The organism is Streptomyces sp. NPDC052682 (assembly GCF_040678435.1).
Classification (GTDB): domain Bacteria; phylum Actinomycetota; class Actinomycetes; order Streptomycetales; family Streptomycetaceae; genus Streptomyces.
Map to the genome: position 1 here is coordinate 25,534 of NZ_JBFATS010000008.1, position 26,696 is coordinate 52,229.

The window sequence follows — 26,696 nt, forward strand, 5'->3', positions numbered from 1 at the left end:
CGAGCGGAGGAGGACGAGGGCGACAGGGCTCAGGCCGACGCCCGCGTGAGACTGTCCACCTCTGCGTCCGTCAGCCGCAGGCCGGCCACCCCGAGCAGGGCGGGGAGCTGCTCCACGGTCCGCGCGGAGGCGATCGGCGCGGCCACCGTCGGCTGGGCCGCCAGCCACGCCAGGGCGACGGTCGCGACGGGCACCTCGTGGGCCGCGGCGATCTCGTCCAGGACCGGCAGGACGCGCCGGCCCCGCTCCGTCTCCAGGTACTTGCCGGCGCCGCCCGCCCGCGCGCTGTCCACCGTCGTAGCGGGCCGGTACTTGCCGGTGAGGAAGCCGGAGGCGAGCGCGTAGTACGGCACGGCCGCCAGGCCGGAGCGCTCGGCGACGTCGCGCAGTTCACCCTCGTAGGTGTCGCGCGAGACGAGGTTGTAGTGGGGCTGCAGCGCCACGTACCGGGCGAGGCCCTCGCGGTCGGAGAACTCCAGGGACGCCTTGAGCCGCTCCGCCGAGATGTTGGAGGCGGCGATGTAGCGCACCTTGCCCGCCTTCACCAGGTCGTCCAGCGCGCCGATGATCTCCTCGACGGGCACCTCGGGCTGGTCGAAGTGGGTGTAGTACAGGTCGATGTAGTCGGTGCCGAGGCGGCGCAGGGAGGCGTCGGCGGCGGCCTTGATGTTCGCGGCGGACAGGCCCTGGTACCGGGGGTGCTGGCTGACCTTGGTGGCGATGACGACGTCGGAGCGGTTGCCGCGCGCGGCGAGCCACCTGCCGATGATCGTCTCGGACTCGCCGCCCTGGTTGCCGTCGACCCACGCCGAGTACACGTCGGCCGTGTCGACGAAGTTGCCGCCGGCGGCCGTGTAGGCGTCCAGAACCGCGAAGGAGGTGGCCTCGTCGGCGGTCCAGCCGAAGACGTTGCCCCCGAGAGCGAGCGGGAAGACCTCGAGGTCGGAACTGCCGAGCTTGCGAAGCGAAGGGGTGGTGTTCGACGTCATGTCCGTCGTCAACGACCCGGCCGGACCCGCCCATTCCACGCGTCCGGCCAAGGGTTCGTAAACTCCCGGGCGTTGCCCGATCCCCCGGCGGGGCTCAGACGTTGAGGCCCTTGCCGCGCAGCCACGCCATCGGATCGACGCCGTTCGCGGAACCGTCCGGGTGGACCTCCAGGTGGAGGTGGGCCCCGGTGACGTTGCCGGTGGCGCCGACGCGGCCGATCACATCACCGGTGTTGACCTTCTGGCCGACGCTGACGTTGATGGAGGACTGGTGGCAGAACCACAGCTCCGTACCGTCGTCGAGGGTCAGGATCGTGCGGTAACCGTACGAACCGGCCCAGCCGGCCTCGGTGATGGTGCCGCTGTGCACGGCCTTGATGAGGGTGCCGGTGGGCGCGGCGAAGTCGAGGCCGGTGTGGTAGCCGGAGGACCAGTAGGCGCCGGCCTGGCCGAAGGTGGAGGTGATGGTGTACGAGGAGGTCGGCAGCGTGTACTGCTTGGCCAGCTCGGCCAGGCGCTCGGCCTCGGCCTTCTTGCGGGCTTCTTCCTCCGCCTTCTCCTTGGCCGCGGCGGCCTTGGCCTCGGCCTCCTTCTGCGCCTTCTCGGCGGCCTCCTGAGCGGCCTTCTCGGCGGCGGCCGCGGCCTCGGCGGCGGCCTTGCTCTCGACCTGGGCCTGCTGCCGCTCGGCCTGCGCCATGATCCGGGCGCGCAGCACCTCACCGGCGTCGGCGGCGCCCTGCTCGGTGTCGGCGGAGGTCGTGCCGATGCTGCTGAGCGGGGTGGCGGAGCCCTCGGGGGTGTCGTCGTCCGAGATCAGGGAACCCACGGAGGACAGGTCCGGCATGGAGATCGACACCGGCGGCTTGCCGGTCTGCGCGCTGGCCATGCCGCCCGCGCCGACGGCCGCTATGACACCGACGCCGAGGACGGTGGAGCTGCGGGCGAGCCCGCCGCGCTGCTTGGTGACGCGATGCCGGCCGCGTACGGGACGGATGGACTCCTCGGTGGGGTTCCACTCCTGGAACGGGCCCTCGTCGACGCTGGGGCCGCCGTAGCCGAAGGTGTCGGTCTCGCGCCGGCTCGGCGCGTACGGGGCCGCGGGGGCAGGCCGGTTGGACGCCACGTAGGCGTACTCCTTTCCTTCCGTCTCCGCCTACCGGGTTAGCTGACGGGTTCGGAGCGGGAAGGTCTCCTACGCGCGTATACCGGCCGGCCGTGCCGGCACGGCGGTATCCGCGTGATTCACCCCATGGTGGTGGTTCCCCGGTTCCCTTGCGGGATTCGGCGCGTGCGCACGGAGCCGCCTTCTGTGACGGCTGGGACGACCGCGCTGCGTTATCGAACGTTAATAGAGGTGAGGTGGTGATTCCAAGCGGTTCCGCTTGATCGTTAGCGAATTTCCCGGGGACTTACCTGTCATCACCGGCGATAATCGGGCGAGTTGACCACACCTCGCGTGACTGACGGGGCTTGACGGACCGTCAACTGCCGTGCGGAGCGGGACAGTGCGGTCACACCGCGTGACGCTGCCGCCCCGGCTCGGGAACGACTCAGGGCCGGAACTCGATGAGTTCCGGCCCTGAGCCTTCAGTAGCGGGGACAGGATTTGAACCTGCGACCTCTGGGTTATGAGCCCAGCGAGCTACCGAGCTGCTCCACCCCGCGTCGGTATGACACCAGTGTACGCCATGTTCGGGACAGCCCGCACACACGTCACCGCCCGCCGCCGATCAGGTGCCGGTTGGGGGCTTTGGCCCGCTCCTCGTGCTCCGCCAGGACGACGACGTCCGCACCGGCCGCCGCCAGCAGTCCGCTGCCGTCCGCGCCCGCCACGAAGGTGTCCGGCTCCCGCCACGCCGTGACCACCCGCCGTACGCCCGCCGCCAGGATCAGCCGGGCACAGGGCAGCGGCCGGGAGGACCGGCGGGCGCAGGGTTCCAGGCTGCTGTAGACGGTGGCGGTCGCCAGGCGCGGGTCGTCCGGGCCGGTCTTCGCCAGCGCGGCCTCCTCCGCGTGCACGACGGGGTCGCCGCCCTCGCGGGAGTACCCCCGGGCCAGTTCCGTACCGTCGGCCGCCACCACCACCGCCCCCACGCTGAACGCGGTGTCCGAGGGCGGGCAGCGCTCGGCCAGTTCGCAGGCCAGGGCGAGCCAGTGGTGGTCCGCGGCCGAGGGCAGCGGGCCGGTGCCCGGGGCGGTCGGCCGGTAGCGCATGAGGACGACGTCGCCGATCGCGCGGGTCTCCAGCAGCCGCAGCCGGCCGCCCTGGTAGGAGCCCGGGCCGAAGAGGCGGGGCGCGGCCGGATCGCCCACGAAGAGCGGGGCGAGGACGAGCTGGAGTTCGTCGGCGAGGCCCTGGGTGAGGAGCTGGGTGTGGATCTGCCCGCCGCCCTCGACCATGAGCCGCCGTACGCCGCGCACGTCGTGCAGGTGGGTGAGCAGGCGCCGCCAGTCGAGGCCGCTGCCGAGCGGCACGACGTCGGCGGTGATGCCGAGGGCGCGGGCCCGTTCGGCGCCCCGGTCGGTCGTGTAGAGGACCTTCTCGCCCCCGGTGTGCCAGAACTGTGCCGCCGGGTCCAGGTCCCCGGAGCCGCTGACCGTGACCTTCAGGGGGTACTCGGGCCTGCCCTCGGCCAGGCGGGCGGCGCGCCGCCCGGGCGCGTTGACCAGCAGCCGGGGGTTGTCGGCGCGGATGGTGCCGGCGCCGACCAGGATCGCGTCGACGGACGCCCGCACCTCGTCGACCCGGTCGAAGTCGGCGGGGCTGGACAGCAGCAGGCGCTCAGGGCCGGTGTCGTCCAGGTAGCCGTCGAGGGAGACGGCGGCGGACAGCAGGACGTACGGGTGGGGCATCGGCGCGCTCCTCGCAGCCGGACCCGGGAGCCGTGCGGCGGGTCCTGGTGGGTCTTGGTTCAAGTTTGAAGCAAACCTACACTGGCGGCATGACGACCCGCTGGCTCTCCCCTGCCGAGCAGCGCGCCTGGCGCGCGTACCTCGCCGCCACCCTGCTCGTGGAGGACGCGATCGACCGGCAGCTCCAGCAGGACGCCGGCATGCCGCACCTGTACTACTCCATCCTGGCCACCCTCTCGGAAACCCCGGAGCGGCGGCTGCGCATGACCGACCTCGCCGAGCGGCTGAAGATCACGCGGACCCGGCTGACGTACGCCGTGACGCGCCTGGAGAAGGACGGCCTGGTACGGCGGGAGGCGTGCCGGTGGGACAAGCGGGGCAGCATCGCCGTGCTGACCGACGCGGGCCTGGCGGTGCTGGAGCGCGCGGCTCCCGGGCACGTCGAGACCGTACGGGCCTCCCTCTTCGACCACCTCAGCGAGGAGCAGGTCGGGCAGCTGGAGGAGATCTGCGGCGAGGTGGCACGGGCGCTGCAGGAGGACGCGACGCGGCCGGCGTCCGACGACGTGCCGTGGCGCCGCCGCTCGTCGCCGCCCTGCTCATGACGCTGTGAGATGCCCCTCATCATGCGGCTGAATAGCCAGTTGCTTCAAATTTAAAGCATGCAGTAGAGTCCCGGGCCATGTCCTGCTTCAAATCTGAAGCACTGGAACGGAACCCGGAGGCCCGCATGCCCGAGATCCCCGCCGCCACCCCGCGCGCCCGTGTCCGGGTCCCGCTGCGCTTCCACGACGGCTACCGCGTCGACGCGGACCTGGTCACCTTCCACGGGCTGGTGGACGGCCGGGAGCACCTGGCCGTCGTCCTGGGCGACCCCGGCCCGGTGCCGCTGGTACGGCTGCACTCCGAGTGCCTGACCGGGGACGTGTTCGGCTCGGCGCGCTGCGACTGCGGCCCGCAGCTGCGCGAGGCGGTCGAGCGCATCACCGACCGCGGCGGGGTCCTGCTCTACCTCCGCCAGGAGGGCCGCGGCATCGGCCTCTACAACAAGCTCGACGCGTACGCCCTCCAGGACCAGGGGCTCGACACGTACGAGGCGAACGCGGCCCTGGGCCTGCCCGAGGACGCCCGCGACTACACGGCTGCGGCCCAGATGCTGGGGGCCCTGGGCATCCGCGAACTGGACCTGCTCTCCAACAACCCCGACAAGGCCGACCAGTTGCGCGCCCTGGACGTCACGGTCCGCGACCGCGTCCCGACGGGTGTCTTCACGACCGCGCACAACGTCCGTTACCTGCGGGCGAAGGTGCTGCAGACCCAGCACACGCTGCCGCTGGCGGCGCTGACGGAACTGTCGGCGGGCTGAGCCGCTCACAGGTGCGCCCGTGCCGTGAGATAAGGGTCCTGGCGTAGCACGTCCCGACTGCCGAGCAGCGTACCCGCGGCCAGGCCGGCGGCGGGCAACAACAACGCGGCGGCGGCCCAGCCGGGCCCTGGCAGGGCGTCCATGCGCCTGATGGGCAGCCCGAGCACACCGCTGAGCGGACCGGCCAGAGCGGTGGACAGCCCCATACCGACGGCCAGCCCGGCCGTCCCCGCCACTCCGCCGGTCAGAAGGGCCTCACCGAGCAGGATCCGGCGCAGGTCGGCACGGCCGGAGCCGAGGATCCGCAGCACAGCGAACTGCCCGACCCGGGCCCGCGCGCTGTCGGCGGCCCGGACGGCACCGAGTCCGACGGCGGCCAGGGCCAGGACCAGGACACCGATGCGCGCCGCCAGATCGACGGCACCGAACAGACCCGGCAGGTGGCGGACCCGGTCGGACACGGGCGAGGCGGAGAAACCGTCGTCCTGCAACGCCTTCGTGACGGCGGCCACGTGCTTCTGGTGCTCGACCTCGACGACAGCGGACCGCGCGCCCTCGGTGCTCCGGTACCTCTCGGGATCCAGCCCGGCCCGTGCCGCGGCCAGCAACGCGGCGGTGTCCTCCGCGAGATAGGCCACACCTGGGCCATCGGCCTGCCAACTCGGGTCGTACACCGCGGCGATCCTCAGTCTGATCACGTCGGTGGTACCTGCCCCGGCGCCCGTCGCCCTGGTGTAACCGAAGGCGACCGTCCGGCCGAGCAGCGGCGTGAAGTCGGTGCCCTGGGCGGCGGCGGGCAGGACGACCTCGTCACGGCGCGGCTCCGTGGGGAGTGTGCCCCGGGTGACGGGCAGGTCGTCGCCCGGTGTCAGGGTGCGGGCGGCCAGGTCGTACGTGCCGTCCTCCTCGGCGTAGAGCACGGAGGCGTAGTCGGCGACGACCCGTCGGACACCCGGCACGTTCTCGACGTCTCGCAGGGCCGAACTGGTCAGCGAGCGGACGGACGTGTCGCCCTCGAAGGAGGACAGTTCGATCTGGGTGAGCCCACCCGCCCCGAGGACGTCCCGCTCCACGGCCCCGGCGGCACCGGCCACCACCCCGGCGGATGTGGCCAGCAGCGCGGCCAGCGCGGTGAGCGCGGGCAACGCCCTGCGCAGGGAACGCCCGTCGCGCTTCCAGGTGTACAGGCACCATCGGCTCACAGTGAGCCCTCCCCACGAGCGGTCTCCGTACGGGCGGGGGACAACACGCCCGCGTCGAGCACGTAGCGCTGCTCGCAGGTCCCGGCGACCGAGGGGTCGTGGGTGACGAGCAGAACGGCGGCGCCCTGTCCGGCGCAGGAACGCAAAGCGCTCACGACCGAGTGCGCACTGTCCGGGTCCAGGCCGGAGGTCGGTTCGTCGGCCAGGACGAGCACCGGCTGCTTCACCGCCGCCCGGGCGACGGCGACACGCTGCCGCTGGCCGCCGGAGAGTTCGGTCACCGGACGGTTCGCCAGATCGGCCATGCCGAGGTCGCCGAGCAGGTCGCGGGCCGCCGTCCGGTGCCGCGCGAGTCGGGGACCGAAGGCGGAGGCGACGTTCTCCCAGGCGTTGAGGAACGGCAGGAGCCCAAGATCCTGCAGCACGATGCCGATGTGGCGCCGGCGCAGAAGGTCCCGGTCCGCCGGAGGCAGCGCGCGGGTGTCCGTGCCCTTGATGTACAGGGACCCCTCGGCCGGCGAGAGGATCAGGCCGAGCAGGGCGAGCAGAGTGCTCTTGCCCGAGCCGGACGGGCCTTCGACGGCAGCCGTGGTTCCCGCCCCGAGGGCGATGTCCACACGGGTCAGGCCACCGCCGGAGGCGTAGCGGAAGGCCAGCCCCTCGGCGACGACGGGTGGCGAGAGGGTGTTCACGAGAATCAGGGGTCCTTCTCGGGCTGTGGGCGGCAGGGGCGGCTCTGGGGATCAGGCCAGGAGGTAATAGGCGGCGCGGGTGGCCTCCGCGGAGGCGGCACCACCGGGCGAGGCGGCATACAGGTCCGGGTACGTCCCGTCCCGGTAGGGCTCGAGCAGGCCGGGCAGGTCCTTCCAGAGCGACTGCGGAACGCTCTGGTCGGAGACGAGGGCCGCCTGCACCGCGTCGGAGGCGGTCGGCAGATCCCCGTCCCGCAGGGCCCGACGGGCCTGCGCGACGAGGTCGGTGCCCTCGGTGAGCCGCCGTACGTGGGCCTCGCACCCGGCTTCGGCGAGGACCGCCACGATGCGAAGTGAACGGGGTGACAGCGCCGTGCCCTTCTCCTCGGGCAACGCCACGGAGGTACGGAGGCAGCCCCAGCCGAACTCGGCCCGCGCCGCCATGACGCCGTACCAACGGCGCTGGTTCTCCGTGGTCAGGCGTGTCGGTGCCGTCAGCCCGGCGGCCTCCTTGACGCCCTTATCAGCCTGCGGTCCGCACGCCAGCCCCAGGCGGTGGCACGTCATGGCGAGCGGGATCCGGTCGGACGGATCGAGTGCCGGGTCCGAGGCCAACTGCGTCAACCGGCGCTTCAGCCAGTCCGGTGCCTTGTCCCGCTGCGCGTCGGCGGTCAGAGCACGTGCGGCGTCATAGGTGGCGGTGAGCGAGCCCAACTGGGCCGGAGACTTGGCGACCAGGCCGTCGGGGCGGATGCTGCTCACCGGAGCCGGAAGCCGCGCCGGTGACGACCCGGCCGGGTCCGCGAGGAGCAGCGCACGTCGGACCACCCAGCGCGTCTGGGGATCGGACTCTCCCAGGGCAGGCAGCAGACAGGAGCGCGTTCGCTCGGTCGGACGGCCGCGTAACAGGGCCAGGGCGGCCCGCTGGAGGGGGTCGAGCCCCGCGCAGTCGTCCCTCAGGTGCCCCTCGGCGTCACGCAGGGCACGCGTGGGCCGGACACGCACCCCGACCGCCCGCAAGGCGTCGACGGCGTACAGCACCGGCACCGGTTCGGCGATGCGCGCGGCGTCCGCCGCGAGACGGTCCCGGGCGTCGGCAGGGACCTTGCCGGCTCGGCCCAGGCAGGTCAGCGTGTGAAGGAAGGCGGCCCGCGTGGCGAGCGAGGTCGCCTTGTCGTCCTCCTGGTCCGGTCGGCGCAGATAGGCGAGCGCCTCTTCCTCGGCCCGCTGCCGTACCCCGGCCCGCTCCAGGACGGCTGCCGCTTCGGGTGACACGGACGCCTTGGCCCCCGCCAGTGCGAGACACACGTAGTGGGCCCGCCAGGCGGGGGTGTCCAGGAGATCGGTGCGGACGAGGCCGGCCAGGGCCGTGGGACGGATCTCGGGTACCGGTGGCTTTGACGGGTGCCCCGTGACGAGCGTGGCCTCCAGCCGGCCGTACGCCGTCGGATACAGCGCGGGGTCCCGGCCGGCGTCGACGCGGCTTGCCCGTACCAGGTCGTTCGCGCCGCGCAGACCGCCGAGTTGCTCACCGAGGTCACTGCCCGGCCGGCCGGGCCGGTCCACCGCGCCGCCGCCGAACATCAGTGCGCCCAGTCCGGCCGCGGCGACCGCCACCGCCACGGCTGTGAGGCCGCGACGGCGGTGACTGGGGCGTACGGCAAGGAGAGGATTCATCGATCAGTCGTTCACACAGGCCGAAGCGAAGCCCTTGACACCGGACTTGAAGGCACCGCCGTCCGAGCAGGTGGTGATGCTCGTGTTGAGCGAGCCTCCCGGATCTGCGATGCCGCTGATGTCCGCGATCCAGGTGTTCTTGTTGGTCCAGCTGACCTGACGCGTGTTCTCACTGACCTGCGTGCCACTCGGGCTCAGGGCGAGAGTTGCCTGCCAGCCGTTGGCTTTCACGGTCGCCGTGTTGCTGATCTTGCTGACCTTGTACTTGGCGCCGCCCTTCGTGGTCTTGGTGGACGTCCTGAAGGAACACTTGTCGGCGTACGCGTTGCACTGCCAGGCGTTGGCCTCGACCTTCGCTCCCGTACCGGGCAATGGGGTCGAGCCGGAGTCGGACATGGCCACGGCCGACCCGGCTGCCCCCGTCAGCAGGGCACCGAGCAGACCTGCAGCCGAAAGGAGCTTCTTCACTGGTTCCTCCCCGTTTCGCGTCGCACTGCGCGCGCAGCAACCCCTGGTGAGACCAGGGGACATGTCGCCCCAACCAGGCCTTGGGAGGATAGAGGCCATCACAACGGACGGACATGGCTGAAAGGTGACGGCGGGAGATCAACGAAGGCAGCAGAAGCCAGGGGAATCAGACCCACCGGCCGGTGATCATCCGCCACTGCTGTGCCCTCGGTATCGATCACAGCAGAACGGACGGCGCTTTCCCGCCATGGGACAACGCCCTTGTTCACCCGTGAGCGGGACGCCCCGAAACGAGACAGCGCCCGGGCCGGCCGAAGCCGACCCGGGCGCTGCGCAGCAGGTCAGAGGGGAGAACCCCTCCCCCGCGCCCGTAGGCCCTGTGGGACTCGAACCCACAACCAATGGATTAAAAGTCCACTGCTCTGCCAATTGAGCTAAGGGCCCAGGCGATGTTGCCTACCCGAGCATAGCCCGAGGAAGCCGCGTCTCCGATCGGGTATCGGGACGCGGCCCCGCCGAAGGTGCGGGAAGCCGGCGGAGACAGCGGGCTGCCCATCGTGTGCCGCACGCGCGAGAGCGCCGTGGCCCCACCGGGAGGGTGAGGTCACGGCGCTCCGTGTTTGCGATCCGTGCCGGTCGCTCAGCGTGCGACGGGGTCAGCCGTTGCGCTTCCAGCGCGGCTTGTCCTCGCGGCGCCCGAAGGAACCGCCGCCGCGGTGCTCGTCACGACGGCCGTACGGACGCTCGTGGCCGCCGGTGCGGAAACCGGGGCGGTCGCCCTGACGGTCACGGTTGAACGGCCGGTCGCTGCCGCGGTGTCCACCGCGCTCGTCCCGGCGGAAGCCGCCACGGTCGTGGTCGCGGTTGAACCCGCCGCGGTCGTCGCGCCGCTCGAAGGAACGCCCACCGCGGTCACGGTCGAACGAACGCCCGCCACGGTCGCCACGGTCACCCCGGTCGTCGCGCCGGAACCCGCCGCGGTCGTCGCGCCGCTCGAAGGAACGCCCGCCACGGTCACGGTCGAACGAACGCCCGCCACGGTCCCCGCGGTCACCCCGGTCGTCGCGCCGCTCGAAGGAACGCCCGCCACGGTCACGGTCCCGATCCCGGTCACGGTCCCGGTTGAACCCGCCCCGGTCGTCGCGCCGCTCGAAGGAACGCCCACCGCGGTCACGGTCGAACGAACGCCCGCCACGGTCCCCGCGATCCCCCCGGTCGTCGCGCCGCTCGTCCCGTCGGTCGTACGAGGCCTTCGTCCGCTCCTCGCGCTCCCCCGCCTCGACGTCCTGCGCGGTCGGCTGCGCAGGCAGCGACACCGCCACGTCGTCGGACGGCTCGGCCGCCTCGGACACCGCCTCCGGGCTCTCGCCCCGCTCCCGCGCCACCCGCGCCAGCAGCCGGTCGGCCTCCTCGCGCAGCTCGGTCGCGCGGCGCTGGGCACGCTCCAGCTCCTTGGTGAGCTGGGCGACCTCGCGCTCGGCCTGCTGGGCCGCGTTGCCCACCGACTCGGCCTGGACCTCGGTCATCGACCGGGCGCCGGTGATCTCGGCGACCTCCGGGTCGAAGGCCGCGCCGCCCTGGATGATGTGGCGCGTGGCGTCCACGCCCGCGTCCTCCATCAGCCGGAAGATCTGGCGCCGCTGGTGCGGCAGCGACAGGGAGACGACGGTGCCGGTGCGGCCGGCCCGGGCCGTACGGCCGGCCCGGTGCAGGTAGTCCTTGTGGTCACCGGCCGGGTCCACGTTCAGGACGAGGTCGATGCCGTCGACGTGGATGCCGCGGGCGGCGACGTCGGTGGCGACGAGGACGTTGACGTAGCCGTCCTTGAAGTCGGCCAGGGTCCGGGTCCGGGCGCCCTGGGTCATGCCGCCGTGCAGCGCCTCCGCCTTCACCCCCGCCTCGCGCAGCTGGTCGGCGACGCGGTCGGCGCCGAGCTGGGTGCGGACGAAGATGATGGTGCGGCCCTTGCGGGCGGCGATGGCGGCGGTGACCGGCGCCTTGTCCTTGGGCTTCACGACCAGGATGTGGTGCGACATGGTCGTCACCGCGCCCTGCGCCGCGTCGACCTCGTGCGAGACGGGGTCGTTGAGGTAGCGGTCGACGAGGGTCTTGATCTCGTTCTCCATGGTCGCGGAGAACAGCATCCGCTGGCCGCCCGAGGGCACCTGGTCCAGCAGCTCCGTCACCTCGGGCAGGAAGCCCAGGTCGGACATCTGGTCGGCCTCGTCGAGGACGGCGATCTCCACGTTCTCCAGGGAGCAGGCGCCGCGGTTGATGATGTCGCGCAGCCGGCCCGGGGTGGCGACGAGCACGTCGACACCCTTCTCCAGGGCGTAGATCTGGTTGCCCATCGACGTACCGCCGCAGACGACCTTCATCTTCAGGCCGAGGACGTCGCCGTACGGCTGGAGCGCGTCGGCGACCTGCATGGCGAGCTCACGGGTCGGGGTGAGGATGACGGCGCGCGGCTTGTGCTTCTCGGTGCGGCCGCCGGCGAGCTGCGCCAGGGTCGGCAGACCGAAGGAGAGGGTCTTGCCGGAGCCGGTGCGGCCCCGGCCGAGGATGTCCTTGCCGGCCAGCGCGTCCGGGATGGTCGCGGCCTGGATCGGGAAGGGGGTGGTCACGCCGTTCTGCGCGAGCTTGCGCACGACGCCCTCGGGCAGGCCGAGGTCCGCGAACGTCAGCTCGGGGGCCTGGGTCTCGGGGGTGTCCTCGGTGCTCTCGGGCACGACGACGTGATCAGTACTGGTGATGGACATGCGAATGCGAAACCTTCCGGAGTCGTCTCGTCGGCACGCGCCCGTCAACTCCGTGATTCGCGATTCGCAATTACGACCGCCTCGATGCGGTCCACCACGGCAAAGGAGAGTACGCGCCACACGGCGCGCTCTGTGTCGGCGCCGGGCAAGATGGGATCAAACGATCTGCCACCATACGCACCCCGCGCCCCACAAGGCAAACCGACGGGATTCGAGCCGTACGACAGCAGCTGGAACAGTCTCCCACACGAACACGGCCGTCCGGACACGTATTCCCGCGCCCCGCTACGCGGGTGTGCCCGCCTCCGGCGCCGGCTCCCGCAGGGCCAGCTGCGGCCCCGGCGGCTCGTGCGCCGACGACGACGGCTCGGGCGTGGTCGGGTCCGGTGTGACGGACGGCTCGGGCGGTGTGGGGGTGGGCTCCGGCTCGGGCGTCCGGGTGGGGGGCGGCGGGGCCGGCCGCTCGGGGGTCGGCTTGGCAGGCCTGCCCGGCCTGCCGCCGACCGGGGCGGATCCGCTCGCCGCCGGGGACGGCGTCGCCTCGGGCTGCGAGGGCCCGCCCTTGGCGCCCTTCCCCTTGCCGTGCTTGCCGTGCTTGCCCTTGCCCTTCCCCTTGCCGGGCCCGTGGTCGGCGTCGGCCGCCGCCGCGCCGTACCCGGAACCGCCGCCCGACACCGCCGACCCGCCGTCCGGCGCCTTGCCGCTGCGTTGCCCGGCGGAGTGCGACGGCCTGGCGTCCCCGCCCGCGCCGTCGTCGCCGACGCTCATGCAGCCGGCGGCAGCGGCGACGGCCACGACCGTGGCGGCCAGGCGGACGGGTACGTTCAAGGGGCGCACGGGGCCACCTCCGGGGCGAGTGATGAGTCAACGTGCCCAACTCCCGCCGCCCACAAGAGGACACGCGCCCCGCATTCACACCCGTTCGGACGCACGTGTGCGAGCCGCGCCGAACGCGCCCGAGATGCCCGGGCTGCCCGAGACGTCCGAGGGTCAGCCGTACCCCAGCGCGTGCAGCCGGGCGTCGTCGATCCCGAAGTGGTGCGCGATCTCGTGCACGACGGTGATCTCCGTCTCCGCGACGACGTCCTCCCGCGTCTCGCACATCCGCAGGGTCGGCCCCCGGTAGATGGTGATCCGGTCCGGCAGCACCCCGGCGTACCACTCGCCGCGCTCGGTCAGCGGAGTCCCCTCGTACAGCCCGAGCAGCTCGGGATCGTCCGCCGGGGGCTCGTCCTCGACGAACACCGCCACGTTGTCCATCAGCCGTGTCAGCTCCGGCGGGATCCGGTCGAGCGCCTCGGCGACCAGCTCCTCGAACTCCTCGCGCGTCATCTCCAGCACAGGCCCATTGTCGGGTACGACACAGCCGTACGAGAGCCGACGGACGGTTCGCATATCCGGGCGCGGACTTGGGCATACGGGATCAATGTGCCCGCGTCCCCGCCGCAGTCCCGAAGGTCATGAGCGTCCCGAACCCCCTCCGTAGGGTCCCGCGCGCCCTCGCCCGCCGCTACCGCTCCCGCCAAGCACCCACGACCATCGAGCTCGTCCCGCAGCCCCACCCGTGGGTGCGGGCCGCCGGGCTCGTCGCCGTCGTGCTGCTCGGCGCCTGGCTGGGCCTGCTGATCGTGGGCAACGTACGGGTGCCGGTGGGGCCCATGGACACCACCATGACCCTGCGCCCCTCCTTCACGGGCGGCACGAAGATCAACGTCTCGCCCCTCGGGGCGCTGCGCCTGGACAGTCACATCGCCCCCGTCCGCCTGGACGTCAACGTCGACCAGCTCGACCCGGCCCGCGCCCAGGCCCTCGTGGACCATCCGGAGCGCCTCTCGGGTCTTCAGGACGAGATCACCGAGGACGTCGGCCGCGGCACGCTCGACCTGGCCGTACGCTCCTGCGTCGCCGTCGTCTCGGGCGCCACCGCCCTGGGCCTGGTGGTCTACCGCCGCCCGCGCCGCGCCCTGGCCGCCGGCGGCCTCGCCCTTGCCCTGCTGGCCGCGTCGGGCGGTACGGCGTACGCCACCTGGCGCCCCGACTCGGTGCTGGAGCCGAAGTTCTCCGGACTGCTGTCCTCGGCGCCCTCCCTGGTCGGCAACGCGCGCAGCATCGTCACCGAGTTCGACGTCTACCAGAAGGAGCTGGCACGCCTGGTGACGAACGTGACGAAGCTGTACGACGCCACGTCCACGCTCCCCGCCTACCAGCCGGACCCGTCCACGATCCGGGTCCTGCACGTGTCGGACATCCACCTGAACCCGGCGAGCTGGAAGATCATCGCCTCGCTGGTGGAGCAGTACAAGGTGGATGTGATCGTCGACTCCGGCGACACGATGGACCACGGCACCGCCGCCGAGAACGGCTTCCTCGACCCCATCGAGGACCTGGGCGCCCCGTACGTCTGGGTGCGCGGCAACCACGACTCGACGATCACCCAGCGCTATATGCAGGGCCTGAAGAACGTGCACGTCCTGGACAACGGCCGGGCCACGACCATCGACGGCCTGCGCTTCGGCGGCATCGGCGACCCGCAGTTCACCCCCGACCGCTCCAAGAGCGCCGGTGCCGAGCAGTCGCAGGAGCTGGCCGGCGCGCGCCTGGCCTCGGCCCTGCGCGACCAGCGGGCCGCCGGCACCCCGGTCGACGTGGCCATCGCCCACGAGCCGTCGGCGGCCCGGCAGGTCGACGGGCAGGTGCCGCTGGTCCTGGCCGGCCACCTCCACCACGAGGTGACGGAGGTCATGAAGTACGGCACGCTGCTGCGCGTCGAGGGCTCCACCGGCGGCAGCGGCCTGCGCGCGGTGGAGGGCAAGTACCCCGACCCGATCGAGGCGTCGATCCTCTACTTCGACCGCGACACCCGCCGCCTCCAGGCCTGGGACGCCATCGAACTGGGCGGCCTGGGCCTGACGACCGCCGAGGTCAGCCGCCACCTGGCCGACGAGAACCAGCCGGGCGGGGCCACAGCGCCGCCGACCCCCTCGGCGACCCCGCCGTCGGGCAGCCCGACCGGCTCTCCGACGGGGGCGCCGTAAACCGTTTTGGCGATCCCTCCCGCCATCCCATATGCTTCTCACGTCCCCGACGCGCTGAGAAGCGCCCAGGCGGGCCGATAGCCCTCATCGTCTAGCGGCCTAGGACGCCGCCCTTTCAAGGCGGTAGCACGGGTTCGAATCCCGTTGGGGGCACGCACCACCCTGTGCGACACTGTCCTAGGCGTCAGTCGAAGACAAGCACAGATACACCTGGTCCTGTGGAGCAGTTTGGAGTGCTCGCCACCCTGTCAAGGTGGAGGCCGCGGGTTCAAATCCCGTCAGGACCGCTGAGGTTTCACGTGAAACCTCGTGGCTGGGTAGCTCAGTTGGTACGAGCGTCCGCCTGAAAAGCGGAAGGTCGCCGGTTCGACCCCGGCCCCAGCCACAACAACACCCCCGTCGAGGATCTCGACGGGGGTGTTTTGCGTGGCCCTCCCTCTGGTCGCTGCCGGGCTGCCGGGCAAAAGCGTTAGCCACGAATTTCCCGAGGATGAGATCCTGGATCCCGTATGTCTACGCACCCCGCTCCCGCCCTCGGCACCCTCGCCCCCCGCCTGACCGAGCTGTCGCTGCGCGACGCGCACCGGCTCGGGCGCAGGCTCGAAGGCGCGCGCAAGATCCGTAAGCCGGAGGCCCGGGCCGCCGTCCTCGCCGAGATCGAGGCCGAGGTCGCCAAGGCCGAGGAGCGGGTCGCCGCGCGGCGCGCCCGGCTGCCCGAGATCACCTACCCCGAGCAGCTGCCCGTCAGCCAGAAGAAGGACGCGATCGCCAAGGCGATCCGCGACCACCAGGTCGTGATCGTCGCGGGTGAGACGGGGTCCGGCAAGACGACCCAGATCCCCAAGATCTGCCTGGAGCTCGGACGCGGCGTACGCGGCATGATCGGGCACACCCAGCCGCGCCGGATCGCCGCCCGTACCGTCGCCGAGCGCGTGGCGGAGGAGCTGAGCACGCCGCTGGGCGAGGCCGTCGGCTGGAAGGTGCGGTTCACCGACCAGGTGAACCCGGACGCCACCTTCATCAAGCTGATGACCGACGGCATCCTGCTCGCCGAGATCCAGACCGACCGCGAGCTGCGCGCCTACGACACGATCATCATCGACGAGGCCCACGAGCGGTCCCTCAACATCGACTTCCTGCTCGGCTACCTGAAGCAACTGCTGCCGAAGCGGCCCGACCTGAAGGTCGTCATCACCTCGGCGACCATCGACCCCGAGCGGTTCTCCCGGCACTTCGGCGACGCACCGATCATCGAGGTCAGCGGCCGTACCTACCCCGTCGAGGTCCGCTACCGGCCCCTCCTCGAAGAGGACGGCGACGACGCCGACCGCGACCAGATCACCGCGATCACTGACGCCGTCGAGGAGCTGATGGCCGAGGGGCCCGGCGACATCCTCGTCTTCCTCTCCGGTGAGCGGGAGATCCGGGACACCGCCGACGCGCTGACGAAGAAGAACTACCGGTTCACCGAGGTCCTCCCGCTCTACGCCCGGCTCTCGCACGCCGAGCAGCACCGCGTCTTCCAGCCGCACACCGGGCGCAGGATCGTGCTCGCCACCAACGTGGCCGAGACGTCCCTGACCGTGCCGGGCATCAAGTACGTCATCGACCCCGGCTTCGCCCGGATCTCCCGCTACAGCCACCGCACCAAGGTCCAGCGGCTGCCCATCGAGCCGATCTCGCAGGCCAGCGCCAACCAGCGCAAGGGCCGCTGCGGCCGTACGAGCGACGGCATCTGTATCCGGCTGTACAGCGAGGAGGACTTCAACGCCCGGCCGGAGTTCACGGATGCCGAGATCCTGCGGACGAACCTCGCCTCGGTCATCCTGCAGATGACCGCGGCCGGCCTCGGCGACATCGAGAAGTTCCCGTTCATCGACCCGCCGGACCACCGCAACATCCGCGACGGCGTCCAGCTCCTGCAGGAGCTCGGCGCCCTCGACCCCGCCCAGAAGGACCCGCGCAAGCGGCTCACCGAGACCGGCCGCAAGCTCGCCCAGCTGCCCGTCGACCCGCGCCTGGCCCGGATGGTGCTGGAAGCCGACCGCAACGGCTGTGTCCGCGAGGTGATGGTGATCGCCGCCGCGCTGTCCATCCAGGACCCGCGTGAGCGCCCGGCCGACAAACAGGCCCAGGCCGACCAGCAGCACGCCCGCTTCAAGGACGAGACGAGCGACTTCCTCGCCTACCTCAACCTCTGGCGCTACATCCGCGAGCAGCAGAAGGAGCGCGGCTCGTCGTCCTTCCGCCGGATGTGCAAGCAGGAGTACCTCAACTTCCTGCGCATCCGCGAATGGCAGGACATCTACACCCAGCTGCGCACGGTCGCCAAGCAGATGGGCATGCACCTTCAGGAGCCCGCGGCGGGCACGGACGCCCCGGCCGACCGTATCCACGTCTCCCTCCTCGCCGGCCTCCTCTCCCACATCGGGATGAAGGACGTGAAGGACGGCAACAAGAACGAGTACCTGGGCGCCCGCAACGCCAAGTTCGCGATCTTCCCCGGCTCGGCACTGTTCAGGAAGCAGCCCCGCTTCGTGATGTCGGCCGAACTCGTCGAGACCTCCCGGCTCTGGGCCCGCGTCAACGCGAAGATCGAGCCCGAGTGGGTCGAGCCGCTCGCCCAGCACCTCGTCAAGCGCACCTACAGCGAACCGCACTGGGAGAAGGACCAGGCAGCGGTGATGGCGTACGAGAAGGTCACGCTGTACGGCGTCCCCATCGTCGCCCAGCGGAAGGTCAACTACGGCCGGATCGACCCGGAGGTCAGCCGCGAGCTGTTCATCCGCAACGCCCTCGTCGAGGGCGACTGGCGCACCCACCACAAGTTCTTCGCCGACAACCGCCGGCTGCTGAGCGAGGTCGAGGAGCTGGAGCACCGGGCGCGGCGCCGGGACATCGTCGTCGACGACGAGACGCTGTTCGACTTCTACGACCAGCGCATCCCCGAGCACGTCGTCTCCGGCGCCCACTTCGACTCCTGGTGGAAGCGCAAGCGGCAGGAGCAGCCCGACTTCCTCGACTTCGAGCGCGAGATGCTCGTCAACGAGAAGGCCGGCGCGGTCACCAAGGCCGACTACCCCGACTCCTGGCGCCAGGGGAACCTCAAGTTCCGTGTGACGTACCAGTTCGAGCCGGGCGCGGACGCCGACGGCGTGACCGTGCACATCCCGCTGCAGGTCCTCAACCAGGTCACGCCCGAGGGGTTCGACTGGCAGATCCCGGGCCTGCGCGAGGAACTGGTCACCGAGCTGATCCGTTCCCTGCCGAAGCCGATCCGCCGCAACTACGTCCCGGCGCCGAACTACGCCAAGGCGTTCCTGGAGCGGGCGGTGCCCCTGCAGGAGCCGCTCACGGTCACCATGGCCCGCGAGCTGAAGCGCATGGTCGGCGTGCCCTTCGAGGCCGACGACTTCGACTGGTCCAAGGTCCCCGACCACCTGAAGATCACCTTCCGGATCGTCGACGAGCGGCGCCGCAAGCTCGCCGAGGACAAGGACCTCGAGTCGCTGAAGCTGAAGCTGAAGCCGAAGGCCCGCAAGGCCCTCTCGCAGGCCGCGGCGGCCACCGCCTCCCGCGAGGGCGGCGAGTCCCTGGAGCGCAAGGGCCTGACCGACTGGACCATCGGCACGCTCACCCGCGTCTTCGAGACACGCCGGGCCGGGCAGCCGGTGAAGGCCTACCCGGCCCTGGTCGACGACGGCGACACGGTCTCCGTACGCCTCTTCGACACCGAGGCCGAGCAGGCGGAGGCGATGTGGAAGGGCACGCGCCGGCTCATCCTGCGCACCATCCCGGTGAACCCTGCGAAGTTCGCATCCGAGAAGCTGACCAACGCTCAGAAGCTCGCTCTGTCGGCGAATCCGCACGGTTCCGTCCAGGCGCTGTTCGACGACTGCGCGATGGCCGCGGCCGACAAGCTGATGGCCGACTTCGGCGGCCCGGCGTGGGACGAGGAGTCGTACCGGAAGCTGTACGACAAGGTGCGAGCCGAGATCGTCGACACGACCGTCCGCGCCGTGGGCCAGGTACAGCAGGTGCTCGCCGCCTGGCAGGCCTGTGAGCGCCGTCTGAAGGCCGTACGCAGCCCCGCGCTGCTGCCGAACCTCCAGGACGTCCGCAAGCAGCTGGACGGGCTGGTGAGGCCCGGCTTCGTGACGGAGGCGGGGCTGCGGCGCCTGCCGGACCTGATGCGCTATCTGATCGCCGCCGACCGGCGCCTGCAGCAGATGCCGGCCAACGTCCAGCGGGACACCACCCGCATGGAGAAGGTCCACGAGATGCAGGACGAGTACGCCTGGCTGCTGGAACAGATGCCGCAGGGGCGGCCCGTCCCCCAGCAGGTCCTGGACATCCGCTGGATGATCGAGGAGCTCCGGGTCAGCTACTTCGCCCACGCGCTGGGCACGGCGTACCCCGTCTCCGACAAGCGGATCGTGAAGGCGATCGACGCGCTGGCGCCGTGACGCCCTGAACACGGAGGGTGAGTTCGACCAGGAGGCTCACCCTCCTGTACAGTCCTTCTCGCAGCGCAAGAACAACAGTCGCCGCGAAACCTGGTCCTGTGGAGCAGTTTGGAGTGCTCGCCACCCTGTCAAGGTGGAGGCCGCGGGTTCAAATCCCGTCAGGACCGCAGAACAAAGAGCCCGGATCCTCGGATCCGGGCTCTTTCGCGTGCCGCCCGGCCGTCTTGACGGCGTCACATTCGCTCGGTACCCCAGAACCAGGGCCCGTTCCCGGTACGGGCTCGCTGGAGGTGGCGTATGGCGGCATCGGCTAGGCACGAGACCCGGGCGCTGCTCCGCGCGCACCTGGCGGCCGCGTCGTCGTACGGGCATCTCACCCGTCACTGTCCGATCTGCCGCCACCTGCTGCGGCTCGCGATGGCCTCCGCCCCAGGCCCCGCCGAGCGCCCCACGGAGCTCCGCGAGGAAACCGTCGAGGACGAGAGCGCGGCCCCCGCGTGAATGCGCGCCGCGTGACACTCCTTTAACTCAGCTGCGTCAGAGACAACAAGACCTCTGGCATGTGACAGGTGTCACCGCATGAGTTGGGGAAAGCGCGGTACTTACGGCTCTCCTACAACGGGTCAATTTAATATGTGCAATTGCACCAGTCCCGAGCGGTCTCCCACAGCGGATCCCCCACCCCTCCCCAGAGACCTACAAGGACGCCCACAGCCCCGCTCCCCCGCCCGCAGCCGGCGCACAAAGAAGATCGCGCTGGACCCGGCGGAGTCCAGCGCGATCTGACGACGCACCCTGCTTACGTGCCTGAAAGCTCTGTCGGCTTGGGCGTGGGGCCTGTTGGGGCAGGTCCCGCGTCGCTTGGAGCTGTCGTTCCGGACGTCACGGCCAGTTGGGGGACCAACCGGTCGGTCCGGTTATTCGGTTGTTCAGGCCTCGCTGCGCTGCTGCGGGATGCCCGCGAGCAGAGCGCGCACCTCGGCCTCGCGGTAGCGGCGGTGCCCGCCGAGCGTGCGGATCGACGTGAGCTTGCCGGCCTTCGCCCACCGCGTGACCGTCTTCGGGTCCACACGGAACATGGTGGCGACCTCAGCCGGGGTCAGCAGCGGCTCGGCATCAGGGGTGCGAGCGGTCATGAGCGGCCTCCTCGGGAGAACCGAACCTTCTCGGTTCTTTCCTCTAAATTCTGCACCTTGACCCGCGTTGCCCGAAATGGCGGACGCGAGTCGAGTCGGTTATAGGACGAACGGCTTGTCCTCGGCACTACAACTACACCATCTGTCCAGCCGCCACGGCCAAACCGATGGAATTGCCCTCCAGGTGTCCATCAGCGACGGAAGCCGATGGACCATGCCATAGCGGACAGTCACGCCACTGTGACGATCAGTCACAGTGGTTCTCTGGAGTCACCAAAACCCCCCAAAGCGTGCAATGTCGAGAGAATCCGCCCACAGCGGGACGGAAGGAGCCCTCCCCGGACTCCTTGTCCTATTTTGGCACGAGGGAGGGCAAGGGACGCAAGGGCCTTGTAAGTGCAGTCCGTCACGCATGAGACGGTTGACACATACGCCCGGAACGGGACCTACGTCCCTTGTTGACGCCACCTCAGGAACCTCGGTGCGAGGACGAAACCCCAAAACGGGCGCCACGTCAAACGTCAGTTCGTTATAAACCGGCGGGGCGGTCTGCTCCGGTTCAGTTCGCCGACCGCAGGTCCCGCACCGACCGCCAGCGCTCCACCAGCCGCCCGTAGGCCTCCCCCGCCCGGGCTCCGTCGCCGCGCCGCAGGGCCGCGATGCCCTCGGCCACGTCCGCCGCCGAGTGGTCGTCCTCCAGGGCGCCGGCCGGCAGGGCGTGCACCAGGCCGCCGTAGTCCAGCTCGACGTACGAGCGCGGGTGGAACTCCTCCAGCCACCGGCCGACGTCCACCAGGCCGTCGATCAGCGGCCCCTCGTCCATCGCCTCCCGCAGGGCGCGCAGGCCCCGGGCGACCCGCCGCCTGGCCTGCACCATCGGGGTGCGGTAGCGCAGCACCGGCGCCTCGTCGGCGGAGCCCTTGGCGTACTCGCGCTCGTCGTCGGAGACCAGCACGAACCAGTTGATCGGCACCTGCCAGGTGGCCGTGCGGATCCACGGCCGGGCGTCCGGGTTGTCGGCCAGCCAGCGCTCGTAGTCCTGGGCGGTCTGGCGGCGCAGGACCGGCGGCAGGACCGCGTCCAGGACCGGCGGCGGGAGCTCCTCGGCGAGCTCGGACAGGGCCTGCCAGCCGCGCAGCCGGGTCCGCCACGGACAGACGCACAGCACCCCGTCCATGTCGAGGACGAAGGCGTCCTCGCTCTCGTGCACCGGCACCGGAACCGGCGGGGTCGGCACCAAGTCGGCCAGCGCGCGGCGCAGTTCGTCCTGGTACGAGGGGCGGTCGGGGCGGCGGGCGTAGCGCGCCCAGTGGCTGCGCTCCGGCTCCGGGAAGGCGGCCAGCGGTTCGTAGACGCGGAGGTAGGCCGCGTAGGGGACGATCACCGAGGACACCTTGGGCACGCCTGCTCCCTCCCCCGCGCTCCGTCACGGAAACCTGCGGAACCCCGACACAAAACGCGCGGGAAATCTATGCAAATCGTCGCACGGACGTACTCCGGTCGGAGGTGATCCTGAGCACTGTGCGGCCGACGGGCGCCCGAGGCTCTACTCTCATGCCAGCAGCCCCCGCCACCCGCACGGGAGCTGGTCTCACCCGCCGCTATTTACTCAGGAGTCACCACAGTGACCGACGTAACCGGCGCACCTGCTGACGTACTGCACACCCTCTTCCACTCGGATCAAGGGGGGCACGAGCAGGTCGTGCTCTGCCAGGACCGCGCCAGCGGCCTGAAGGCCGTCATCGCCATCCACTCCACCGCCCTGGGCCCCGCGCTCGGCGGTACGCGCTTCTACCCCTACGCCACCGAGGCCGAGGCCGTCGCCGACGCGCTGAACCTCGCGCGCGGGATGTCCTACAAGAACGCCATGGCCGGTCTCGGCCACGGCGGCGGTAAGGCCGTGATCATCGGCGACCCGGAGAAGATCAAGAGCGAGGAGCTGCTCCTCGCCTACGGCCGGTTCGTCGCCTCCCTCGGCGGCCGGTACGTCACCGCCTGCGACGTCGGTACGTACGTCGCCGACATGGACGTCGTCGCCCGCGAGTGCCGCTGGACGACCGGCCGCTCCCCCGAGAACGGCGGCGCCGGGGACTCCTCCGTCCTCACCGCCTACGGCGTCTACCAGGGCATGCGGGCCTCCGCCCAGCACCTGTGGGGCGACCCGGCGCTGCGCGGCCGCAAGGTCGGCATCGCCGGGGTCGGCAAGGTCGGCCACCACCTGGTCGACCACCTGCGCGAGGAGGGCGCCGAGGTCGTCGTCACGGACGTGCGCGAGGACGCCGTACGGCGCATCCTCGAGCGGCACCCCGAGGGCGTGACGGCCGTGGCGGACACGGAGGCGCTGATCCGTGTGGAGGGACTCGACATCTACGCGCCCTGCGCGCTCGGCGGGGCGCTGAACGACGACACCGTGCCGGTGCTGACCGCCAAGGTGGTGTGCGGTGCCGCCAACAACCAGCTCGCCCACCCGGGCGTGGAGAAGGACCTCGCCGACCGCGGGATCCTCTACGCGCCGGACTACGTGGTGAACGCCGGCGGCGTCATCCAGGTCGCCGACGAGCTGCACGGCTTCGACTTCGAGCGGTGCAAGGCGAAGGCGGCGAAGATCTTCGACACCACGCTCGCAATCTTCGCACGTGCGAAGGATGACGGTGTTCCGCCGGCTGCCGCGGCCGACCGGATCGCCGAGCAGCGGATGCACGAGGCCGCCGCGGCGCGCCGCGGGCGCTGACCGGCAGGGGCTGTCGGGCGGATTTGACCGGTACCCGCCGGTGGGCAGTTGGAGAGAACTCTCACTTCCACCGGCGGGTCGGCCGCCGATAAGTGGTTAAAATCGCGGTTGACCAGCGAGGACGGGGCGCCTCGAAGGTCCTGGGCGCGGGCACGTCGTGCGGGCGACGTACCGTATGGGCGCGGGCTCAGGTACCGTGGAAGCCCTACGGACCGGCCTCTCCGCGGAGAGTCCGTTCCGGACCATGAACGCGTGTCAGACTCTGGGGCCGTCGAGCCCCGTCGTTGAGGGGGTCGAGCCATGGGGCGCGGCCGGGCCAAGGCCAAGCAGACGAAGGTCGCCCGCCAGCTGAAGTACAACAGCGGTGGGACTGACCTCGCACGCCTGGCCGAGGAGCTGGGCGCATCGACGTCGAACCAGTCGCCGAACGGCGACCGATTCGAGGACGATGAGCACGACGACGACCTGTACGCAAAGTACGCCGACCTCTACGGGGACGACGACGAGGACGAGGACGACCAGTCCTCTCACCAGCGTCGCGGCGCTTGACCTTGCACTGAGCAGCAACCCGGTCGGTGACCTCGGTCACCGACCGGGTTCTGTGCTGCCTCCGGGTCCTACTGCGCGTAGTCGCCGACCAGGGCGGCGCCGGTGGTGTGCTCGCCGCGGTCCGTGATCTCACCGGCCACCCAGGCGTCCACGCTCCGGTCGGCCAGGGTCGCCAGGGCCACGTCCACCGACTCCTGCGGCACGATCGCGATCATGCCGACGCCCATGTTGAGGGTCTTCTCCAGCTCTAGGCGCTCGACCGGGCCGGTCCGGCCGACGAGGTCGAAGACCGGGCCCGGGGTCCAGGTGGAGCGGTCGACCACGGCGTGCAGGGTGGCCGGGATCACCCGGGCGAGGTTGGCCGCGAGGCCGCCGCCGGTGATGTGGCTGAAGGCGTGCACGTCCGTGGTGCGCGTCAGGGCCAGGCAGTCGAGCGAGTAGATCTTGGTCGGTTCGAGGAGTTCCTCGCCGAGGGTGCGGCCGAGGTCGTCGACGTGTGTGTCGAGACTCATACCGGCCTGGTTCAGCAGGACGTGCCGGACGAGCGAGTACCCGTTCGAGTGAAGCCCGGAGGACGCCATGGCGATCACCGCGTCTCCCGTGCGGATACGGTCCGCGCCCAGCACCCGGTCGGCCTCCACGACGCCCGTACCGGCACCGGCGACGTCGAAGTCGTCCGGGCCCAGCAGGCCCGGGTGTTCGGCCGTCTCGCCGCCCACCAGGGCGCAGCCGGCCAGCACGCAGCCCTCCGCGATGCCCTTGACGATCGCGGCGACCCGCTCGGGGTGGACCTTGCCGACGCAGATGTAGTCGGTCATGAACAGCGGCTCGGCGCCACACACCACGATGTCGTCCATGACCATGGCGACCAGGTCGTGGCCGATGGTGTCGTAGACGCCCAGCCGGCGGGCGATGTCGACCTTGGTGCCGACGCCGTCGGTGGCGGACGCGAGCAGCGGCCGGTCGTAGTTCTTCAGGGCGGAGGCGTCGAAGAGGCCGGCGAAGCCGCCGAGGCCGCCGAGGACCTCGGGGCGCTGCGTCTTCTTCACCCACTCCTTCATCAGCTCGACCGCGCGGTCGCCCGCCTCGATGTCCACGCCCGCGGCTGCGTAGCTGGCACCAGTTGTCTCAGACATGGCTAATGAGAACCTTCGTGTCGTACGGCAGGTAGTGCGGGCCGGCTACGGGCGGCGGATCGCGTCGACCGCGGCCGGGGCGGCCGTACCGGCGGCCAGCTCGGTCTCCAGGAGCTGCTTGCCGAGCAGTTCGGGGTCGGGGAGCTCCATCGGGTACTCGCCGTCGAAGCAGGCGCGGCACAGGTTCGGCTTGGCGATGGTGGTCGCCTCGATCATGCCGTCGATGGAGATGTAGGCGAGCGAGTCGGCGCCCAGGCTGGTGCCGATCTCGTCGATGGTCATGCCGTTGGCGATGAGCTCGGCGCGGGTGGCGAAGTCGATGCCGAAGAAGCAGGGCCACTTCACCGGCGGCGAGGAGATCCGGATGTGGACCTCGGCGGCGCCCGCCTCGCGGAGCATGCGGACCAGGGCGCGCTGGGTGTTGCCGCGCACGATGGAGTCGTCCACGACGACCAGGCGCTTGCCCTTGATGACTTCCTTCAGCGGGTTCAGCTTCAGGCGGATGCCGAGCTGCCGGATGGTCTGCGAGGGCTGGATGAACGTACGGCCCACGTACGCGTTCTTCACCAGGCCGGCGCCGAAGGGGATGCCGGAGGCCTCCGCGTAGCCGATGGCGGCCGGGGTGCCGGACTCCGGGGTCGGTATCACCAGATCGGCCTCGACCGGGGCCTCCTTGGCCAGGCGGCGGCCCATCTCCACCCGGGAGAGGTACACGTTCCGGCCGGCGATGTCGGTGTCCGGGCGGGCCAGGTACACGTACTCGAAGACACAGCCCTTGGGCTTCGCTTCCGCGAAGCGGGAGGTGCGCAGGCCGTTCTCGTCGATGGCGACGAACTCGCCCGGCTCGATCTCACGGACGAAGCTGGCGCCCGTGATGTCGAGGGCGGCGGTCTCCGAGGCGACGACCCAGCCGCGCTCCAGGCGGCCGAGGACCAGCGGGCGGATGCCCTGCGGGTCGCGGGCCGCGTAGAGGGTGTGCTCGTCCATGAAGACGAGCGAGAAGGCGCCCTTGACCTGCGGGAGGACGCTGTGGGCGGCCTCCTCGATGGTCAGCGGCTTGCCGTCCTCGTCGACCTGGGCCGCGAGCAGCGCGGTGAGCAGGTCGGTGTCGTTGGTGGCCGCCACGCGCGGGCTGCGGCCGCCCTCCTGCTTGGGCAGGTCGGCGACCATCTCGGCGAGCTGGGCGGTGTTGACGAGGTTGCCGTTGTGGCCGAGCGCGATGGAGCCGTGCGCGGTGGCGCGGAACGTCGGCTGGGCGTTCTCCCACACGGAGGCGCCGGTGGTCGAGTAGCGGGCGTGACCGACCGCGATGTGACCCTGGAGGGAACCGAGCGAGGTTTCGTCGAAGACCTGGGAGACCAGGCCCATGTCCTTGAAGACGAGGATCTGGGAGCCGTTGCTGACCGCGATACCCGCGGATTCCTGGCCTCGATGCTGGAGGGCGTAGAGCCCGAAGTACGTGAGCTTGGCGACCTCTTCGCCCGGAGCCCAGACACCGAAGACGCCGCAGGCGTCCTGGGGGCCCTTCTCACCGGGGAGCAGGTCGTGGTTGAGTCGTCCGTCACCACGTGGCACGCAACCGAGTGTAGGCGAGATCGACCACTGGTCCGAATGGGGGATGCGGCGGTCCTACCGGA

At 70.9% G+C, this 26,696-nt stretch carries 21 protein-coding genes, 6 tRNA genes and 1 riboswitch; of the genes, 11 read left to right on the forward strand and 16 right to left on the reverse strand.

Annotation, left to right across the window (positions count from 1 at the left end; translation table 11 throughout):
* Nucleotides 1-29: 29 nt before the first annotated feature.
* The 4 genes from AB0K80_RS14105 to AB0K80_RS14120 form a co-directional block, all read right to left on the reverse strand.
* Nucleotides 30-989 (reverse strand): aldo/keto reductase, encoded by a 960-nt coding sequence (locus tag AB0K80_RS14105; protein WP_365669201.1) that lies wholly within the window; start codon nt 987-989, stop codon nt 30-32.
* A 94-nt stretch (nt 990-1,083) separates the two neighbouring features.
* Nucleotides 1,084-2,112: a M23 family metallopeptidase gene (locus AB0K80_RS14110; protein WP_365669204.1), complete on the reverse strand. Its 1,029-nt coding sequence runs from the start codon at nt 2,110-2,112 to the stop codon at nt 1,084-1,086.
* A gap of 12 nt (nt 2,113-2,124) precedes the next feature.
* Nucleotides 2,125-2,286, reverse strand: a riboswitch (cyclic di-AMP (ydaO/yuaA leader).
* A gap of 294 nt (nt 2,287-2,580) precedes the next feature.
* Nucleotides 2,581-2,654: transfer RNA gene (locus tag AB0K80_RS14115), tRNA-Met, on the reverse strand.
* Between the two features lie 48 nt (nt 2,655-2,702).
* Nucleotides 2,703-3,842: a dihydrofolate reductase family protein gene (locus AB0K80_RS14120; RefSeq protein ID WP_365669205.1), complete on the reverse strand. Its 1,140-nt coding sequence runs from the start codon at nt 3,840-3,842 to the stop codon at nt 2,703-2,705.
* Nucleotides 3,843-3,931: 89 nt separating this feature from the next.
* Here AB0K80_RS14120 and AB0K80_RS14125 point away from each other — a divergent pair, with 89 nt between their 5' ends.
* Both AB0K80_RS14125 and ribA read left to right on the forward strand, forming a co-directional pair.
* A complete protein-coding gene (locus AB0K80_RS14125; protein WP_365669206.1) occupies nt 3,932-4,447 on the forward strand; it encodes a MarR family transcriptional regulator in 516 nt (171 codons plus the stop codon).
* Between the two features lie 125 nt (nt 4,448-4,572).
* Complete coding sequence (gene ribA, locus AB0K80_RS14130) at nt 4,573-5,208, forward strand: GTP cyclohydrolase II (protein ID WP_365669208.1); 636 nt, start codon at nt 4,573-4,575, stop codon at nt 5,206-5,208.
* A gap of 5 nt (nt 5,209-5,213) precedes the next feature.
* Here ribA and AB0K80_RS14135 read toward each other — a convergent pair whose 3' ends face one another.
* From AB0K80_RS14135 to AB0K80_RS14170, 8 genes are all read right to left on the reverse strand, one after another.
* Nucleotides 5,214-6,410 carry an FtsX-like permease family protein gene (locus tag AB0K80_RS14135; RefSeq protein ID WP_365669210.1) on the reverse strand — a complete coding sequence of 399 codons (1,197 nt, stop codon included), beginning with the start codon at nt 6,408-6,410 and terminating at the stop codon, nt 5,214-5,216.
* Nucleotides 6,407-7,102, reverse strand: coding sequence for an ATP-binding cassette domain-containing protein (locus tag AB0K80_RS14140; RefSeq protein ID WP_365669212.1), 696 nt, complete (start codon nt 7,100-7,102; stop codon nt 6,407-6,409). Before AB0K80_RS14140 ends, AB0K80_RS14135 begins: the two co-directional genes overlap by 4 nt.
* Before the next feature lie 51 nt (nt 7,103-7,153).
* A complete protein-coding gene (locus AB0K80_RS14145; RefSeq protein WP_365669214.1) occupies nt 7,154-8,779 on the reverse strand; it encodes a hypothetical protein in 1,626 nt (541 codons plus the stop codon).
* 3 nt (nt 8,780-8,782) lie between these two features.
* The gene (locus AB0K80_RS14150; protein WP_365669216.1) at nt 8,783-9,247 is read right to left on the reverse strand and encodes a hypothetical protein; all 465 of its coding nucleotides are present in this window, start codon (nt 9,245-9,247) and stop codon (nt 8,783-8,785) included.
* A gap of 371 nt (nt 9,248-9,618) precedes the next feature.
* Nucleotides 9,619-9,691, reverse strand: a tRNA-Lys gene (locus AB0K80_RS14155).
* 212 nt (nt 9,692-9,903) lie between these two features.
* Nucleotides 9,904-12,006, reverse strand: coding sequence for a DEAD/DEAH box helicase (locus AB0K80_RS14160; RefSeq protein ID WP_365669217.1), 2,103 nt, complete (start codon nt 12,004-12,006; stop codon nt 9,904-9,906).
* A gap of 285 nt (nt 12,007-12,291) precedes the next feature.
* Entirely contained in the window at nt 12,292-12,843 is a 552-nt protein-coding gene (locus AB0K80_RS14165) for a hypothetical protein (RefSeq protein ID WP_365669219.1), read from the reverse strand.
* A gap of 153 nt (nt 12,844-12,996) precedes the next feature.
* Nucleotides 12,997-13,347, reverse strand: a complete 351-nt coding sequence (locus AB0K80_RS14170) for a metallopeptidase family protein (protein ID WP_365669220.1) — start codon at nt 13,345-13,347, stop codon at nt 12,997-12,999.
* 119 nt (nt 13,348-13,466) lie between these two features.
* On the opposite strand from AB0K80_RS14170, the gene AB0K80_RS14175 reads away from it, so the two are divergent.
* The 7 genes from AB0K80_RS14175 to AB0K80_RS14205 all read left to right on the forward strand — a co-directional run bounded on the left by AB0K80_RS14175 (nt 13,467) and on the right by AB0K80_RS14205 (nt 20,008).
* Nucleotides 13,467-15,041, forward strand: coding sequence for a metallophosphoesterase (locus tag AB0K80_RS14175; protein ID WP_365669222.1), 1,575 nt, complete (start codon nt 13,467-13,469; stop codon nt 15,039-15,041).
* An 80-nt stretch (nt 15,042-15,121) separates the two neighbouring features.
* A tRNA-Glu gene (locus AB0K80_RS14180) sits at nt 15,122-15,194 on the forward strand.
* A 59-nt stretch (nt 15,195-15,253) separates the two neighbouring features.
* Nucleotides 15,254-15,328: transfer RNA gene (locus AB0K80_RS14185), tRNA-Asp, on the forward strand.
* A gap of 24 nt (nt 15,329-15,352) precedes the next feature.
* A tRNA-Phe gene (locus tag AB0K80_RS14190) sits at nt 15,353-15,426 on the forward strand.
* Between the two features lie 124 nt (nt 15,427-15,550).
* The gene (hrpA, locus tag AB0K80_RS14195) at nt 15,551-19,507 is read left to right on the forward strand and encodes an ATP-dependent RNA helicase HrpA (RefSeq protein WP_365669224.1); all 3,957 of its coding nucleotides are present in this window, start codon (nt 15,551-15,553) and stop codon (nt 19,505-19,507) included.
* Between the two features lie 92 nt (nt 19,508-19,599).
* Nucleotides 19,600-19,674, forward strand: a tRNA-Asp gene (locus tag AB0K80_RS14200).
* 130 nt (nt 19,675-19,804) lie between these two features.
* Nucleotides 19,805-20,008, forward strand: coding sequence for a DUF6274 family protein (locus AB0K80_RS14205; protein ID WP_365669225.1), 204 nt, complete (start codon nt 19,805-19,807; stop codon nt 20,006-20,008).
* A 428-nt stretch (nt 20,009-20,436) separates the two neighbouring features.
* On the opposite strand, the gene bldC is transcribed toward AB0K80_RS14205, so the two are convergent.
* Complete coding sequence (gene bldC / locus AB0K80_RS14210; protein ID WP_003949541.1) at nt 20,437-20,643, reverse strand: developmental transcriptional regulator BldC; 207 nt, start codon at nt 20,641-20,643, stop codon at nt 20,437-20,439.
* A 559-nt stretch (nt 20,644-21,202) separates the two neighbouring features.
* A complete protein-coding gene (locus AB0K80_RS14215) occupies nt 21,203-22,045 on the reverse strand; it encodes a hypothetical protein (protein WP_365669227.1) in 843 nt (280 codons plus the stop codon).
* A gap of 222 nt (nt 22,046-22,267) precedes the next feature.
* On the opposite strand from AB0K80_RS14215, the gene AB0K80_RS14220 reads away from it, so the two are divergent.
* Together AB0K80_RS14220 and AB0K80_RS14225 are read left to right on the forward strand one after the other, a co-directional pair.
* Nucleotides 22,268-23,374: a Glu/Leu/Phe/Val dehydrogenase dimerization domain-containing protein gene (locus AB0K80_RS14220; protein ID WP_365669229.1), complete on the forward strand. Its 1,107-nt coding sequence runs from the start codon at nt 22,268-22,270 to the stop codon at nt 23,372-23,374.
* Between the two features lie 300 nt (nt 23,375-23,674).
* Nucleotides 23,675-23,923, forward strand: a complete 249-nt coding sequence (locus AB0K80_RS14225; protein ID WP_365669231.1) for a DUF3073 domain-containing protein — start codon at nt 23,675-23,677, stop codon at nt 23,921-23,923.
* A 68-nt stretch (nt 23,924-23,991) separates the two neighbouring features.
* Here AB0K80_RS14225 and purM read toward each other — a convergent pair whose 3' ends face one another.
* Entirely contained in the window at nt 23,992-25,059 is a 1,068-nt protein-coding gene (gene purM / locus AB0K80_RS14230; RefSeq protein WP_365669233.1) for a phosphoribosylformylglycinamidine cyclo-ligase, read from the reverse strand.
* A gap of 45 nt (nt 25,060-25,104) precedes the next feature.
* Entirely contained in the window at nt 25,105-26,634 is a 1,530-nt protein-coding gene (gene purF / locus AB0K80_RS14235) for an amidophosphoribosyltransferase (RefSeq protein WP_365669235.1), read from the reverse strand.
* Nucleotides 26,635-26,696: the final 62 nt, after the last annotated feature.